General features: G+C 60.4%; 11 protein-coding genes. 7 read left to right on the forward strand and 4 right to left on the reverse strand.

All coding sequences use genetic code 11. The features are described from left to right. Nucleotides 1–513: 513 nt before the first annotated feature. Nucleotides 514–2709 (reverse strand): catalase/peroxidase HPI, encoded by a 2196-nt coding sequence (katG, locus tag J0X03_RS07770; protein ID WP_069100327.1) that lies wholly within the window; start codon nucleotides 2707–2709, stop codon nucleotides 514–516. A gap of 259 nt (nucleotides 2710–2968) precedes the next feature. Next, complete coding sequence (locus J0X03_RS07775; RefSeq protein WP_230358704.1) at nucleotides 2969–4372, reverse strand: coniferyl aldehyde dehydrogenase; 1404 nt, start codon at nucleotides 4370–4372, stop codon at nucleotides 2969–2971. Nucleotides 4373–4592: 220 nt separating this feature from the next. On the opposite strand from J0X03_RS07775, the gene J0X03_RS07780 reads away from it, so the two are divergent. Both J0X03_RS07780 and J0X03_RS07785 read left to right on the forward strand, forming a co-directional pair. Further along, complete coding sequence (locus tag J0X03_RS07780; RefSeq protein WP_033643735.1) at nucleotides 4593–5423, forward strand: alpha/beta fold hydrolase; 831 nt, start codon at nucleotides 4593–4595, stop codon at nucleotides 5421–5423. 67 nt (nucleotides 5424–5490) lie between these two features. Then, complete coding sequence (locus tag J0X03_RS07785; RefSeq protein WP_033643734.1) at nucleotides 5491–6435, forward strand: NAD-dependent epimerase/dehydratase family protein; 945 nt, start codon at nucleotides 5491–5493, stop codon at nucleotides 6433–6435. Between the two features lie 139 nt (nucleotides 6436–6574). Here the strand turns inward: J0X03_RS07785 and J0X03_RS07790 are convergent, their stop codons facing one another. Together J0X03_RS07790 and amiA are read right to left on the reverse strand one after the other, a co-directional pair. Further along, the gene (locus J0X03_RS07790; protein ID WP_160204410.1) at nucleotides 6575–7627 is read right to left on the reverse strand and encodes a porin; all 1053 of its coding nucleotides are present in this window, start codon (nucleotides 7625–7627) and stop codon (nucleotides 6575–6577) included. Nucleotides 7628–7681: 54 nt separating this feature from the next. Further along, entirely contained in the window at nucleotides 7682–8524 is an 843-nt protein-coding gene (amiA, locus tag J0X03_RS07795) for an N-acetylmuramoyl-L-alanine amidase AmiA (RefSeq protein ID WP_033643732.1), read from the reverse strand. 339 nt (nucleotides 8525–8863) lie between these two features. On the opposite strand from amiA, the gene J0X03_RS07800 reads away from it, so the two are divergent. Genes J0X03_RS07800 through J0X03_RS07820 form a run of 5 tightly spaced genes read left to right on the forward strand, consistent with a single transcriptional unit; the run spans nucleotide 8864 to nucleotide 13581 of the window. Continuing rightward, on the forward strand, nucleotides 8864–10234 hold the full coding sequence (locus J0X03_RS07800; protein WP_042785000.1) for an MFS transporter: 1371 nt from the start codon (nucleotides 8864–8866) through the stop codon (nucleotides 10232–10234). 18 nt (nucleotides 10235–10252) lie between these two features. Next, nucleotides 10253–10651 carry a hypothetical protein gene (locus tag J0X03_RS07805; protein WP_230358702.1) on the forward strand — a complete coding sequence of 133 codons (399 nt, stop codon included), beginning with the start codon at nucleotides 10253–10255 and terminating at the stop codon, nucleotides 10649–10651. A gap of 46 nt (nucleotides 10652–10697) precedes the next feature. Then, a complete protein-coding gene (locus J0X03_RS07810; RefSeq protein ID WP_230358701.1) occupies nucleotides 10698–11774 on the forward strand; it encodes an ABC transporter substrate-binding protein in 1077 nt (358 codons plus the stop codon). 42 nt (nucleotides 11775–11816) lie between these two features. Then, entirely contained in the window at nucleotides 11817–12827 is a 1011-nt protein-coding gene (locus J0X03_RS07815) for a FecCD family ABC transporter permease (RefSeq protein ID WP_142075765.1), read from the forward strand. Continuing rightward, nucleotides 12814–13581: an ABC transporter ATP-binding protein gene (locus tag J0X03_RS07820; protein ID WP_033651856.1), complete on the forward strand. Its 768-nt coding sequence runs from the start codon at nucleotides 12814–12816 to the stop codon at nucleotides 13579–13581. Before J0X03_RS07815 ends, J0X03_RS07820 begins: the two co-directional genes overlap by 14 nt. The last annotated feature ends 10 nt before the right edge of the window (nucleotides 13582–13591 follow it).

Below are 13591 nucleotides of genomic sequence, written 5' to 3' on the forward strand. Positions count from 1 at the left end.
GGTAGCGGTTATATTCCTGAGTGAAGCGTAATTTTCCATGAGCTTTCCCGTCGGCTGAAAAATAAAAACCAAAAGCGCAATGCGCGCCGTGAAACATTAACGAAGGGCAAACGTCAGGCGCCCAGGCGAATATCGCGCAGGTGCAGAACATCTATTTTTATGGCGTAAAACGATGGGGCGCCTTTGCCGGCCAAACCCGCTGCCGCTAAGGGACGGCGATGATGAGACCCGCCTCGTCGCGTGTTGAGGTGTATCGAGGATAATCCATAACGGTCATCTCCTTGATGGGATATATCGCATTAACGATGTGAGTTTACGCTCTTCATTGCCCTCTAAATATAAATACAGCATTAAAAGAATTGCCGCCCATCAAATTTTTATATGACTTGTTGAGTAAATACGAATAAGCGGGAAAAGAGAATATCGCGGCGCCTGACAGGGCTGACGGAGAGGGGGAGGCGGTGTTTATCTCGGGAGAGAAAACGGCCTGCCGAAGCAGGCCGTTGGAGGGCGTTACGCCAGATCGAAGCGATCGAGGTTCATCACTTTGTTCCAGGCGGCGACGAAGTCGTGGGCGAACTTCTCTTGCCCGTCGGCGCTGCCGTAGACTTCGGCCAGCGCGCGCAGCTGCGCGTGCGAACCGAACACCAGATCGACGCGGGTGCCGGTCCATTTGACCGCGCCGCTGCGGCGATCGCGGCCTTCGAACAGGCCGTCCTCACCCGCCGGATGCCAGGTGGTGCCCATGTCGAGCAGGTTGACGAAGAAGTCGTTGGTCAGCGCCTGCGGGCGGTGGGTGAACACGCCGTGCTGCGTGCCGCCGACGTTGGCGCCGAGCACGCGCAGCCCGCCGACCAGCACCGTCATTTCCGGCGCGGTCAGGGTCAACAGCTGCGCCTTGTCGACCAGCAGCGTTTCGGCCGGCACGCGGTATTTGCCCTTCAGGAAGTTGCGGAAACCGTCGGCGAGCGGCTCCATCGCCTCGAAGGAGTCCACGTCGGTCTGTTCCTGCGAGGCGTCCATGCGGCCCGGGGCGAACGGCACCGTCAGGGTGAAACCGGCGTTCTTCGCCGCCTGTTCCACGCCCGCCGCGCCGGCCAGCACGATCAGATCCGCCAGCGAGACGCGTTTGCCGCCGGTCTGCGCATCGTTGAAGGCGCGTTGGATACTCTCCAGCTTGGCCAGCGTCGCGGCGAGCTGCGCAGGTTGGTTGACCGCCCAGTCCTTTTGCGGCGCCAGGCGAATGCGCGCGCCGTTGGCGCCGCCGCGCTTGTCTGAGCCGCGGAAGCTGGAAGCGGAAGCCCAGGCGGTGGAGACCAGCGCCGACACCGACAGGCCGGAAGCCAGCACGGCGTTTTTCAGCGCGGCGATGTCCTGCTCATCGATCAGCGGATGATCGACCGCCGGGATCGGATCCTGCCAAATCAACGCTTCCTGCGGCACTTCCGGGCCGAGGTAGCGCGCGCGCGGCCCCATGTCGCGGTGGGTCAGCTTGAACCAGGCGCGGGCGAAGGCGTCGGCCAGCTCCTCCGGGTGCTCATAGAAGCGGCGCGAAATCTTCTCGTAGGCCGGATCGAAGCGCAGCGACAGGTCGGTGGTCAGCATGGTCGGGCGGCGTTTTTTGTTGGGATCGAAGGCGTCGGGAATGGTTTCACCGATGTCTTTCGCCACCCACTGGTGCGCGCCGGCCGGGCTTTGGCTCAGCTCCCATTCGTATTCGAACAGGTGGCGGAAGAAGTCGTGGTTCCACTGGGTCGGGGTGGTGGTCCAGGTGACTTCCAGGCCGCTGGTGATGGCGTCTTTGCCGACGCCGGTGCCGAAGGTGCTGTGCCAGCCGAGGCCCTGCGCTTCCAGTCCGGCGGCTTCCGGATCGGCGCCGACGTGAGACGCCGGGCCGGCGCCGTGGGTCTTGCCGAAGGTGTGGCCGCCGGCGATCAGCGCCACGGTTTCTTCGTCGTTCATCGCCATGCGGGCGAAGGTTTCACGGATGTCGCGCGCGGCGGCCACCGGATCGGGATTGCCGTCCGGGCCTTCCGGGTTGACGTAAATCAGGCCCATCTGCACCGCCGCCAGCGGGTTTTCCAGATCGCGGTCGCCCGAGTAGCGGCTATTCGGCCCGCCGCTCAGTTCCAGCCAGATCTTCTCAGAGCCCCAGTAGACGTCGTCCGGCTCCCAGGTGTCGGCGCGGCCGCCGGCGTAGCCGAAGGTTTTGAAGCCCATCGATTCCAGCGCCACGTTGCCGGTCAGGATAATCAGGTCGGCCCAGGAGATGTTGCGGCCGTATTTCTGCTTGATAGGCCACAGCAAACGGCGCGCCTTGTCGAGGCTGACGTTGTCCGGCCAGCTGTTGAGCGGGGCGAAGCGCTGCTGGCCTTCGCCTGCGCCGCCGCGGCCGTCGCCGATGCGGTAGGTGCCGGCGCTGTGCCAGGCCATGCGGATGAACAGGCCGCCGTAGTGGCCGAAGTCCGCCGGCCACCATTCCTGCGAGTCGGTCATCAGGGCGTGCAGATCCTGTTTGACCGCCGCCAGATCGAGGCTGTTGAAGGCATCGGCGTAGTTGAAGTCTTTATCCATCGGATCGGACAGGGGGGAGTGCTGGTGCAGCGGTTTCAGGCTGAGCTGATTAGGCCACCAATCCTGATTGGTGGGGCCGTTCTGCGGTGCGGGCTGCTTGCCGCCCGAAAACGGGCATTTGCTTTCAGTTGTCATAATGCGCTCTCTGCTTCCGTAAAGATGCTCCAGCCGCCGGGCGTGGAGCGGTTAACAAGGCATGCGGGTAAGGCTTGCGTCGGGTGTTGCGCTAAATAACTGAACTCAATCGATTGACGTCACCCTCGCCGCCAACGGTCAAAGGGGGACATAGGGCTAAGCTTAGTCAGCGGCGGCGGAGAGATAAAATAGGAATGAGTGAATATTGTGATAGCTTGCGGCGATTTATGGGTGTGCTATTGATAGTCAACACGCCGCGTTATCGGCGCCGCAACATGACCGCGAGCACCGCGTCCGCCAGCTTGCCGAACGGCGCGCGCAGCAGGTCGGTAAAGCGCCAGCGGCTCTGGATGAAAACGCCTTTGGCGTGGCTCAGCGCCCGAAATCCTTCGATGCCGTGACAGGCCCCCATGCCGCTGGGGCCGATGCCGCCGAACGGCAGATCGTCCTGGGCGAAGTGCAGCAGGGTGGCGTTGATGCTGACGTTGCCGGAGGCGGTGCGCGCCAGCAGCCGGTCCCGATCCTCGCCCGGCGGGCCGAAGTAGTAGAGCGCGAGCGGGCGGGGCGCGGCGTTGATAACGTCGATCGTTTCATCAAAGGCGGCGTAGGTGCGTACCGGCAGCAGCGGCCCGAAGATCTCTTCTTGCATGATCGCGCTGTCATCGGGGGCGCCGACGATAAGCGTGGGGGCCAGCGTGTTCGGCCGTTCAGACGCCGAGTCGGGGCGGTGGCCGACCGGATGGATTTTCGCGCCGCGCGCCTGGGCGTCGGCAAGCAGCGCTTGCAAGCGGCGATAGTGCCTGTTGTTGATGATGGCACCGTAGTCGTCGCCGGTTGGCCCGTCGGGATAAAAGCTTTTAACCGCCGCGTCATAGAGCGCCATGAAGCTTGCCAGATCGTCCTGATGAATCAGCAGGTAATCGGGCGCGATACAGGTTTGGCCCGCGTTCGACAGCTTGCCGAACGCCACGCTCTTGACGTTTCTGGCGTTAACCGCGCCGCGCGCCATAACGGCAGGGCTTTTGCCGCCCAGTTCGAGCGTTAACGGCACCAGATGTTTGCCGGCCGCCTGCATGACCTGACGGCCGATCGCCGTGCTGCCGGTGAACACCAGATGGTCGAACGCCAGCTCGCTGAATCTGGCCCCGACGTCCGGCCCGCCGGTCACGACGGCGACCTCATCGGCGGGAAACAGCGCCGCCAGCATCGTTTCGATCAGGCGGCTGGTATGCGGCGTGAGCTCCGAAGGTTTCAGCATCACGCGGTTGCCGGCGGCCAGGGCGGTGGCCAGCGGGATGAAGGTCAACGAGAAGGGATAGTTCCACGGCGCCATGATGCCAATCACGCCCTTGGGCTGATATTGCACATAGGCGCGTGCGGCCTGATACGGCAGGGCGACGTGGCGGCGCTCCGGCTTCATGAAGCGTTTCAGGTTGCGCAGCAGGTAATCGATCGCCTGAACGGTGACCAGAATCTCCAGAATGTCGGTTTCGTAAGGCGAACGGTGGCCGAAGTCCGCGCTGACGGCCGCCGCCAGCGCGGCGCGCTGGGCCAGAATGGCGCTCCGCAAGCGGCGCAGGGCGGCCTTGCGCTGTTGCATCGTCGGCGCGCCGTCGCGCAGGAAGGCGTGGCGCTGGGCGGCAAGCCGCGGCTCCATCGTCATGAGGATGTCATCTCCCTGCACTTGAATTCTCCTGATGCCGAGTGAAAGCGGGAATGCGGTTTGCCGAATTGTGTTTGACCTTAAAGTGAACTTTAAACCTATACTCGTTAAACGATCAACGCAAGATCGTCGGCCAACCGGGATGAGGGAGCCAGAGATCCCGGCGCCGTGCGCAGTATAAACCTTCTTTTTTAACCAGAGTGTAAATGGGAGAAACGACATGGGTTATGTAACGACCAGCGATGGCGTCGAGATTTTCTACAAGGATTGGGGCCCAAAAAACGGCAAGGTTATCTACTTCCACCACGGCTGGCCGCTGTCCAGCGATGACTGGGATGCCCAGATGCTGTTCTTCGTGAACAAAGGGTTCCGCGTGGTTGCGCACGATCGCCGCGGCCACGGCCGCTCCAGCCAGGTGTGGGAAGGGCACGACATGGATCACTACGCCGATGATGTCGCCGCGGTGGTAAAACACCTCGGCGTACAGGGCGCCATGCACGTGGGCCACTCGACCGGCGGCGGCGAGGTGGTGCGCTACATCGTGCGCCACGGCGAGGACAAGGTGTCCAAAGCGGTGCTGATCAGCGCGGTGCCGCCGCTGATGGTGAAAACGGACAGTAACCCGCAGGGCACCCCAAAATCGGTATTCGATGATTTCCAGGCGCAGCTGGCCGCCAACCGGGCGCAATTCTATTACGACGTGCCCGCCGGCCCGTTCTACGGCTATAACCGTCCGGGCGCCAAACCGTCGGAGGCCATTATCTGGAACTGGTGGCGGCAGGGCATGATGGGCGGCGCCAAGGCGCACTATGACGGCATCGTCGCCTTCTCGCAGACCGATTTCACCGAAGATCTCAAGAAGATTGCCATTCCGGTGCTGGTGATCCACGGCGACGACGACCAGGTGGTGCCTTATCAGGATTCCGGCGCGCTGTCGGCCAAGCTGGTGCAAAACGGCACGCTCCATACCTATAAGGGCGCGCCGCACGGCATACCGACTACCCATGCCGATCAGGTCAACGCCGATCTGCTGGCGTTCGTGAACAGTTAAGCGCGAACAAGCACTTTTGCTCCGCCCTGAGTGGGCGGAGTTTTTTTCATTGCGATGAGGAACGCCAATGCAAACGATCCTGGGCGCCAGTGGCCAGATCGCCCAAGAGCTGGCGCGTGAACTGAAGCGCGCGTACACCGATGATTTAAGATTGGTCAGCCGCAACCCGAGGAAGGTCAACGACAGCGATACGCTGGTCGCGGCCGACCTGCTCGATGCACAGCAGACCCTGGCGGCGGTGAAGGGCAGCGACGTGGTGTATTTCGCCGCCGGCCTGCCGCCGGATTCGGCGCTGTGGGAGCGGCAATTTCCGACCATGCTGCAGAATGCGTTGGACGCCAGCCGTACCGCGGGCGTGCCCTTTGTTTATTTCGACAATACCTATATGTATCCGCAGAACGGCGAGCCGCAGACGGAATCGACGCCGTTCGCGCCTCGGGGGCGCAAGGGACGGGTGCGCGCTCTGATGACCGAGAAGGTGCTCGACGAGATGGAGCGCAAGCAGATCCCCGTGCTGATCGGTCGTGCGCCCGAGTTTTATGGGCCGGGAAAAACGCAGAGCTTCACCAATGCGCTGATCGTCGACAGGCTGAAAGCGGGGGAAAAACCGCGCGTGCCGGTTCGCGACGACAGGCTGCGCACGCTGATCTGGACGCCCGACGCCAGCCGTGGGTTAGCCCGGCTCGGCAATACGCCCGACGCGTTCGGCCAGACGTGGCATCTCCCGTGCTGCGACGAGCGGCTCACCTATGCGCAGTTCGCCGCGTTGGCCTGCGAGGTGTTTGGGAAGGAGATTTCATATTCCGTTATCGGCAAATGGGCGTTGATCGCCGCGGGGTTGGTTTCGTCCGGGGCGCGAGAGATGCGCGAGCTGCTGCCGCGCTACGAGCACGATAACCTGTTCGACTCGACCAAGTTCAAACAGCGTTTTCCCGACTTCGCCGTCACGACGTATCGCGCCGGGCTGGAAACGATTTGGCGGGAGTGGAAAAACGCGCAAGCGCCGCGCTGAGGCGTCCGTCGCGCCATGAGCAGGCGCATTCGGCACCCTGTCATCACTCTGCCCTCATGATCCTCTCGCACCGTCTCGATCGGCGCGAGCGAGCCTCGCCCTTCACCGGGCGGGGCTTTTTATTGGCTGCGGCAGCGCGTCACCAGTGATAGCTGATGCCCATATCGAGTTTGTCCGACGCATCGACGCCGGGAGCGTGGCGAGAAAGGTTATTGAATTCATAGTTAATAAACACCTGCATGTTGCTATTGAGCAACCAGGTCACGCCCAACTCCTCGTAGTTCAATAAGTCGGTGTTGCGGCCTGCCCGGGCCTGTATCAAACGGGTATAGCCGATGTTGGGTTGGATGTGGTCCGTCAGCCGGTATTTGGCGAGCGCTTCATAACTGGACGCCGAGCCGCGGTTAGCGGTTTGTTGCGGGCTGATGGCGTTGTCGCTTTGGGTGAACACGGCCGCGAGATAGATTTTTTTCGACGCATAGAGAACCCCCTCGGCCAGCGTATCGATGCGCCGACGATAGCCGGCGGCGCGTTGCTGCCGCTGCGTGGTTTGAGACGCCGAAGCGGCGGCGATGAGGCTGAGCGTCGGCGTCAGCGCATAGCGGAAGGAGGCGCCGAACCCGTTGCCGTTTTGTTTGCCCAGCGCCTGTCGATCGTCGCCGTCTTTGAACTGATACTGCAGCGCGAGGGCGGCGTGCCGCTGAAACAGGCTGAAAGGTTTGCGGTAAGTGAGCAGGTTGTGCGCCCGGCCGCGCATAAAGTTGTCGATGTAGTTGTAGGCCATTTCTCTGAACAGCGGGGAGCGATCGGTCAGGGCGGTCACATCATAGAGCACGCCCCAGTTGCGGCCGATATCGAGGCTGCCCAGGGTGGCGTTCTGCACGCCGAGGTAGGCGAGCCGGGTGCTGTTTCGGGTGGCGTCGGCGAAGCTGACGGTATATTCCCAATGGGCGTAGGCCCGCCAGCGCGGCGCGATCTTTTTTTTGCCGATCAGGCCGAAATAGAGATAGCTGCGGTCGCCGTCGTCGCGTTCGCTTTGGCCGCTGTAGCGTCTGGCGATAATCGTGCCGTAGAAATTCAGGCTGCTGTGTTGCGATACCGTCAGCGGCACGGCGAAGGCGCTGCGCGGCAACAGGGCCAGCAGCGGGAGCCACAGGCTCGCCGAAAAAGCGCGAGGATTGCATTTTATCATGATGACGCCGTCCCTGTGCGCGGCAAGCCGGCCGGCTTGCCGTCCTGGTGAAGCTTAAGCGTGCGTGACGTGTTTAAAGTAGCTGACGATCCCCTGCGTGATGGCGGTGGCGATTTTATTTCGGAATGCAGGGGTGCCCAGCAGCCTTTCTTCCTCGGGGTTGGTGATGAACGAGGTTTCTACCAATACCGAAGGAATGTACGGGGATTTCAACACCACGAAGGCCGCCTGTTCGGTATTTTTGGCATGCAAATGATGGATGGGCGCAATATGTTGGATCAGGTGCGAGCCCAGCGTCAGGCTTTCTTTGATGGTTTCCGTTTGTTCCAAATCAAACAGTATCTTCTGCAAATAGCGATCTTTCTTGATGACGTGGGGGCCGGCGAGATCGTCCGCCGCGTTTTCACTGTTCGATAAATATTTCGCCATCGCGCTGCTGGCGCCCTTAGTGGAAAGCGCAAAGACCGAAGCGCCGCAGGCGCTGGGGCAGGTAAAGCCGTCGGCGTGAATCGACATGAAAAGATCCGCGCCATGCCGGTGCGCGATCTCCACCCGATCGTACAGCGGAATAAAAACGTCGCTGTCGCGCGTCAGGCGGGCATCGATGCCGTGTCGATCGAGCTGCGCCCGCACGTTTCTGGCGATCGCCAGAACGACATGTTTTTCCAGCGAACCGGTGTGGCCAATGGCGCCGGAGTCGATGCCGCCATGGCCGGGATCCAACATGACCAGGAATCGTTTCCGCGCACCCTGAGGGCCCGCCTGTTTTTTGGGGCGTGGCAAGCCGTGGGCGCTAGCCAGCGGAGAAACGGCGCTATTGAGCGCCAGAGCCGCCAGCCCGGCCAGCATCATTCTGCGGCGGGACAAGCGCGTGTTCAAAAGGTCCTTCTTAGCCATAAGGTTAACCCGCATAAAGGGAAGGTCGTTGTGTTATAACATAACAACTTATGCTGGCATCATCGTCGTCTGTTAGCGCCTGTTACTTTTAATGTCATTCTATAAATCAACAGGTTTTTTATACTGAATATGGTTATTTGATTGGGTATTTATATTGTGATTTATTTGTATTTGATTTGTTAATTCTTATTTTGAAACACTATGCAATCCAATATTTCAAATGAGATTTATTACCATCCAATAATGATATGTTATAACGTAATTACAAAAATTGATAAAAACGGCGTCTTTGCCGCCGGCATGCCGGCATAAAGACACCCACGTTTTTGGAGCGTTAACATGACTTTTAAACACCAGGAAAAAGAGACGCTAAATCTATTCGCGGTTCTCGCCGTCTCGTTAAGCACGGTCATCGCCATGCTCGACAGCACCATCGCTAACGTAGCGCTGCCGGTGATCGCGAAAGATTTCGCCGTTTCCGAATCGGCTTCCATCATGATTATCAATGCCTACCAGTTTGCCGTCGTCGCGTCGTTGATGCCCTTTGCGGCGCTGGGCAGAGCGGTGGGCAATAAAAAAATCTTTATGGCCGGGGTGGTGCTGTTTGCTTTCTCCTCGTTGGGCTGCGCGCTTTCCGACACGCTGGCGATGCTGACGGCGTTCCGAGTGATACAGGGCTTCGGCGCGGCGGCGGTGCTCAGCGTCAATGCGGCGCTGATCAAGGAGATCTACCCGGCAAGGCTGCTGGGGCGCGGCCTGGGGATTAACGTGATGGTGGTGTCGGTTTCCGCCGCCGCCGGGCCGTCCATCGCCTCGGCGATACTTTCTCAAACGAGCTGGAACTGGTTGTTCACCATCAATGTTCCCATCGCCTGCCTGTCGCTGCTGCTGAGCATGATATTTCTGGGCTCCCGCGAGCGGCGCAGCGTTGGCTTCGACAGCGGGGGCGCCCTGTTGGTGTTTGTGCTGTTTATCGCTTTCTCGCTCAGCACGATGAGCATGACCACCCGCCATCTGCCGGCGGCGGCGCTGAGCTTTGCGGTATTCGCCGGACTGGCCGGGTGGCTGTACATCAATCAGAAAAGAAAGGCCAACGCCGCGCTGATCCCGGTCGCGATGCTGCATAACCCGACGCTGTCATTGTCTTTGCTGATGTCGATGCTGTCTTACAGCACCCAGCTTTTGGCTTTTGTATCGCTGCCTTTTTATTTCCACAATGTCCTGCAAAGAAACGTGGTGGAAATCGGTCTGCTGCTGACCGCCTGGCCGCTGGCCACCATGGTGTCGTCGTTGATTTCCGGCGATTTGACCAAGAAATACGATCCCAATCTTGTCGCCCTGTCAGGCCTCGCCTGCTTGTTGGCCGGCATGCTGCTGATGGCCAACCTGCCGGCCGATCCGTCGAATGGGGCGATCGTATGGCGTGTGGCGCTGTGCGGCATCGGTTTCGGCCTGTTTCAATCACCGAACAACCTGCTGATCATGACTTCGGTCTCTCATGAAAACAGCAGCATCGCCAGCGGTCTGTTGGGCAGTTCCCGGTTGATCGGGCAAATCGTCGGTTCGGCGTTAGTGGCGATTTTCTTCAATATGCGCGGCGCGCAAGCGACGACTATCAGCTTAATGGCGGGGGCGGCGTTCTCGTTTCTCTCTCTGGCCGTGAGCTATATGCGCTTCAAGTCCGCCGTTACGTTAAAAACCAGCAAATAAGCACGTTCGAGGTTTCCCATGCGATTCACCCACCTGGCGCCGCTCATTATCGGGATGGCGGCGTTTTCCCTCAGCGGCTGCTCGACCTACCACGACGTGGCGCTGCAACAAAAAGAGGCGGGGCTCAATAGCCCGTATTATCTGTTGCAGCCGCCGGTGTATGTCGGCGATCGGCTGAAATACGGCCTGAAGGACGGCAGCGGCGGCGAGCTGACGGTTGCGAAGGTTGAACCGAAAGACATCGTTGCCGACAGCGGAAAAATCATTCCCCTGTCGCAACTCTCTTTCCTGCAGCGAAAAGAGATTTCCGAAGGAAAAACCGCCGCGTTGGTCGGCGGCGGCGCGGTCGCCACCGCGGCGATCGTTTTCGTTGCCGGGATCACCATCATGGCCGCCGGCATCGCCGCCTCGGCCTGACACCATTCATCGACGCGCGCCATTGCGCGTGCGCGCAGGAGGCCTCATGGCCGTAAAACTGACATTCATCGCCACCGCCTTGCTGGCGATAGCCGTTTTGCCGATGCTGCCTTGCGCCGGCGCCAGCCAGCCGGTAGCGGCCGCGCTGCCGCAGAGCGCGGCGGCGCAAACGCTGCCCGGCAGCTACCCGCGGATCGTCATCACCGGCAACTGCCCCTTCGGCGTGATCCTGGCCAACGAGGCGGCCTATCGGCACGTCGTCGGCGTCGGCCCCTGGGCATTCATGCATGCCGATAGGCATGTGTTGAAAGACATGAAGCCTGACATCGGCAGGATCACGTCCGATTTCATCAATAAGGACTATCGGGTCAACATGGAGTCGTTGATGAATCTGCGGCCCGACATCATTTATTACTACGGCAAAAGCCAGGACGATCGGCTGGAAAGGGCGGGCGTGATGACGGTCGATCTGGACGCCGGCGGGAAGACCAAATACCAGCCGATGGTCACCCAGGTGTATTGGGAAAATACCTTCGCCGACACCCTCGGCCTGCCGCGCACGCATAAATTCAAAGACGCCTGGGAAAGGACCCTGAAGCAGATCCGCCCCTATGCCGCAGCCATCCGCGCGCAGCACGTCAGGGCGTTATATCTGGAAGAAAGCGACGGCAGGCAACTGAAGGTGAGCGGCCCGCACACCTACGGCGACACCTATCTGAAAATGGCCGGCATGGATAACGTCGCCGGGGATTTGCCGGTGAAGGGCGATGCCGGCAGGTACATCAACGTGTCGATGGAGCAGATCATGGCCTGGGATCCGGATGTGATTTTCGTGGTGTTCGGCAGCGCAAAAGCGCTGCTGCACGGGGGGATCCCCGGCCAGGCGTGGGAGACGCTCAGGGCGGTGAAAAACGGCAAGGTTTTCTCGACGCCGGTGGGCATTCACAACTGGGGGGGCCTGTCGGCGGAAACGTCACTGTTGCCGCTGTTCATGATCAACCGATACGCGCCCGAAGACATTAGCGACAAGACGCTGCGGCAGGAGACGCGTCGTTATTATCAGACGATGTTCTCCTACGCGATCCCGGATCGGTTGCTGGATGAGGTGCTGGCGCAACGCTAGCGCCACGGTTGAATAGCGTTAATCCATTGGAGGAGCTTGGGGATGCCGGGCAGAGGAAAATATGCGGCGATCATGGCGGGATTGTTCATTTCGCTGTGTGCAGTCGCCTTCGCATCGCTGTTTGCCGGCCGCTACGCCTTGTCGGCCCATGATGTGGCGCAGATTTTATGGCAGGAGAACATGCCGGGGGAAAACCAGGCCCGCTATTCGGTGATTTTTAACCTGCGCGCGCCGCGGGTAGTGGCGGTGATGCTGGTGGGCGGCGGGTTGGCGGTCGCCGGCGCGACCTTTCAGGCGGTGCTGAAAAACGCATTGGCCAGCCCGGACGTGCTGGGTACGTCTTCTGCCTCCGCCTTTGGCGCTGCGCTGGGCATTCTATTGAGTTTGCCTTTTGCCCTGAGTTCGCTGCTGTCGTTTCTTTTCGGCGTGGTGAGCCTGTTGCTGGTGCTCGGCATCTGCCGCCTCAAACGCCGGCAGGATGCGCTCACCACGCTTTTGTCCGGCATGATTATCGCGTCGCTGTTTATCGCGTTTGTCTCGGTCATAAAATATGTCGCCGATCCGCAGGATACCTTGCCGGCGATCGTCTTCTGGCTGATGGGCAGCTTCGCTTCGGTAGCGAAAGCGCAGGTTTATTGGCTGATCCCGCTGTTTGCGGCGTGTTACCTGACTATCTACCGGCTCAGGTGGAATATGAACATTCTCTCTCTTGGGGACGACGAGGCGCGTATCGCCGGTCTGAATCCGCCCCGGCTGAAGATCCTGTTGCTGATCGCCGCCTCTCTGCTGGTTTCCGCCTCGGTGAGCTTGGCCGGCGTGGTGGGGTGGGTCGGCTTGGTGATCCCGCATTTGGTGCGAAGCGTATTGGGGTATAACCACGGTCGCCTGATCCCGGCTTCGGCGCTGAGCGGGGCGCTGTTTTTGCTGGTGATCGACAATATCGCCAGAGGCGCCACCTACGCTGAAATCCCGATCGGCATCCTGACCGCGCTGATCGGCGCGCCGCTTTTCGCCCTCCTTTTTATTATGAGCAGCAAACATGATCACCGTTAGCCAGTTGACCCTGGGGTTCAAAGGGTGCGAGCCCATTCTCGACAACGTCAGTTTTCATCTGAAACGCGGTGAGATCCTCAGCGTGCTCGGGCCGAACGGCGCCGGTAAAACCACGCTGCTGAGACATGTCGCGGGCCTGTGCCGGCCCTTGTCAGGCGTGTGCCAGATCGGCCATATCGACAATCGGCCCGCCCGACTGGCCTATGTGCCGCAGGCGAAAACGCCGCATTTCGCGTATGGCGTGCTCGATTTTGTCACTTTCGGCTGCGCTCGCCAGGCGGGGTGGTTCGCCGGGCCGCGGCGGCAAGATTTCGCCAAGGCGCAGGCGGTGTTGCACGCGCTGGAGATCGCGCCGCTGGCGCAGAAAAACATCAATCAGATCAGCGGCGGGGAACTGCAGATGTGTTATTTCGCCAAGGCGCTGGCGGCGGACCCCGACGTCATGATCCTCGACGAACCGGAGTCGAACCTGGATTTTTACAATCAGGCTAAAATGATCGAGATGCTCTGGCGCCTCGCCAAAGAGCGGCAGATGACGATCGTGCTGAATACGCATTTTCTGCATTACGCCGATCGCATCTCCGACAAGTGCCTGCTGATGAATAAGCGACAGTGCATGTTTGGCGATAAAAACGCCTTGCTGCAAGAGGATATCCTGGAGCGCTACTTCCAGGTGCCGGTGAGAAAGTGCCGGTACGAATATGCCGGCGTCAGCGAAGAAACGTTCATTGTCGCGCTACGGCACCCCGCTTGAGCGCCGCCAG

The organism is Serratia ureilytica (genome assembly GCF_017309605.1).
GTDB classification, from domain to species: Bacteria; Pseudomonadota; Gammaproteobacteria; order Enterobacterales; family Enterobacteriaceae; genus Serratia; species Serratia ureilytica.

Coding starts and splice junctions, on each gene's coding strand:
- katG (WP_069100327.1), bottom strand. CDS start 2,709: ATGACAACTGAAAGCAAATGCCCGTTTTCGGGCGGCAAGCAGCCCGCA.
- J0X03_RS07775 (WP_230358704.1), bottom strand. CDS start 4,372: ATGACGATGGAGCCGCGGCTTGCCGCCCAGCGCCACGCCTTCCTGCGC.
- J0X03_RS07790 (WP_160204410.1), bottom strand. CDS start 7,627: ATGATAAAATGCAATCCTCGCGCTTTTTCGGCGAGCCTGTGGCTCCCG.
- J0X03_RS07815 (WP_142075765.1), top strand. CDS start 11,817: ATGCCGGGCAGAGGAAAATATGCGGCGATCATGGCGGGATTGTTCATT.
- J0X03_RS07785 (WP_033643734.1), top strand. CDS start 5,491: ATGCAAACGATCCTGGGCGCCAGTGGCCAGATCGCCCAAGAGCTGGCG.
- J0X03_RS07780 (WP_033643735.1), top strand. CDS start 4,593: ATGGGTTATGTAACGACCAGCGATGGCGTCGAGATTTTCTACAAGGAT.
- J0X03_RS07800 (WP_042785000.1), top strand. CDS start 8,864: ATGACTTTTAAACACCAGGAAAAAGAGACGCTAAATCTATTCGCGGTT.
- J0X03_RS07805 (WP_230358702.1), top strand. CDS start 10,253: ATGCGATTCACCCACCTGGCGCCGCTCATTATCGGGATGGCGGCGTTT.
- J0X03_RS07820 (WP_033651856.1), top strand. CDS start 12,814: ATGATCACCGTTAGCCAGTTGACCCTGGGGTTCAAAGGGTGCGAGCCC.
- amiA (WP_033643732.1), bottom strand. CDS start 8,524: ATGGCTAAGAAGGACCTTTTGAACACGCGCTTGTCCCGCCGCAGAATG.
- J0X03_RS07810 (WP_230358701.1), top strand. CDS start 10,698: ATGGCCGTAAAACTGACATTCATCGCCACCGCCTTGCTGGCGATAGCC.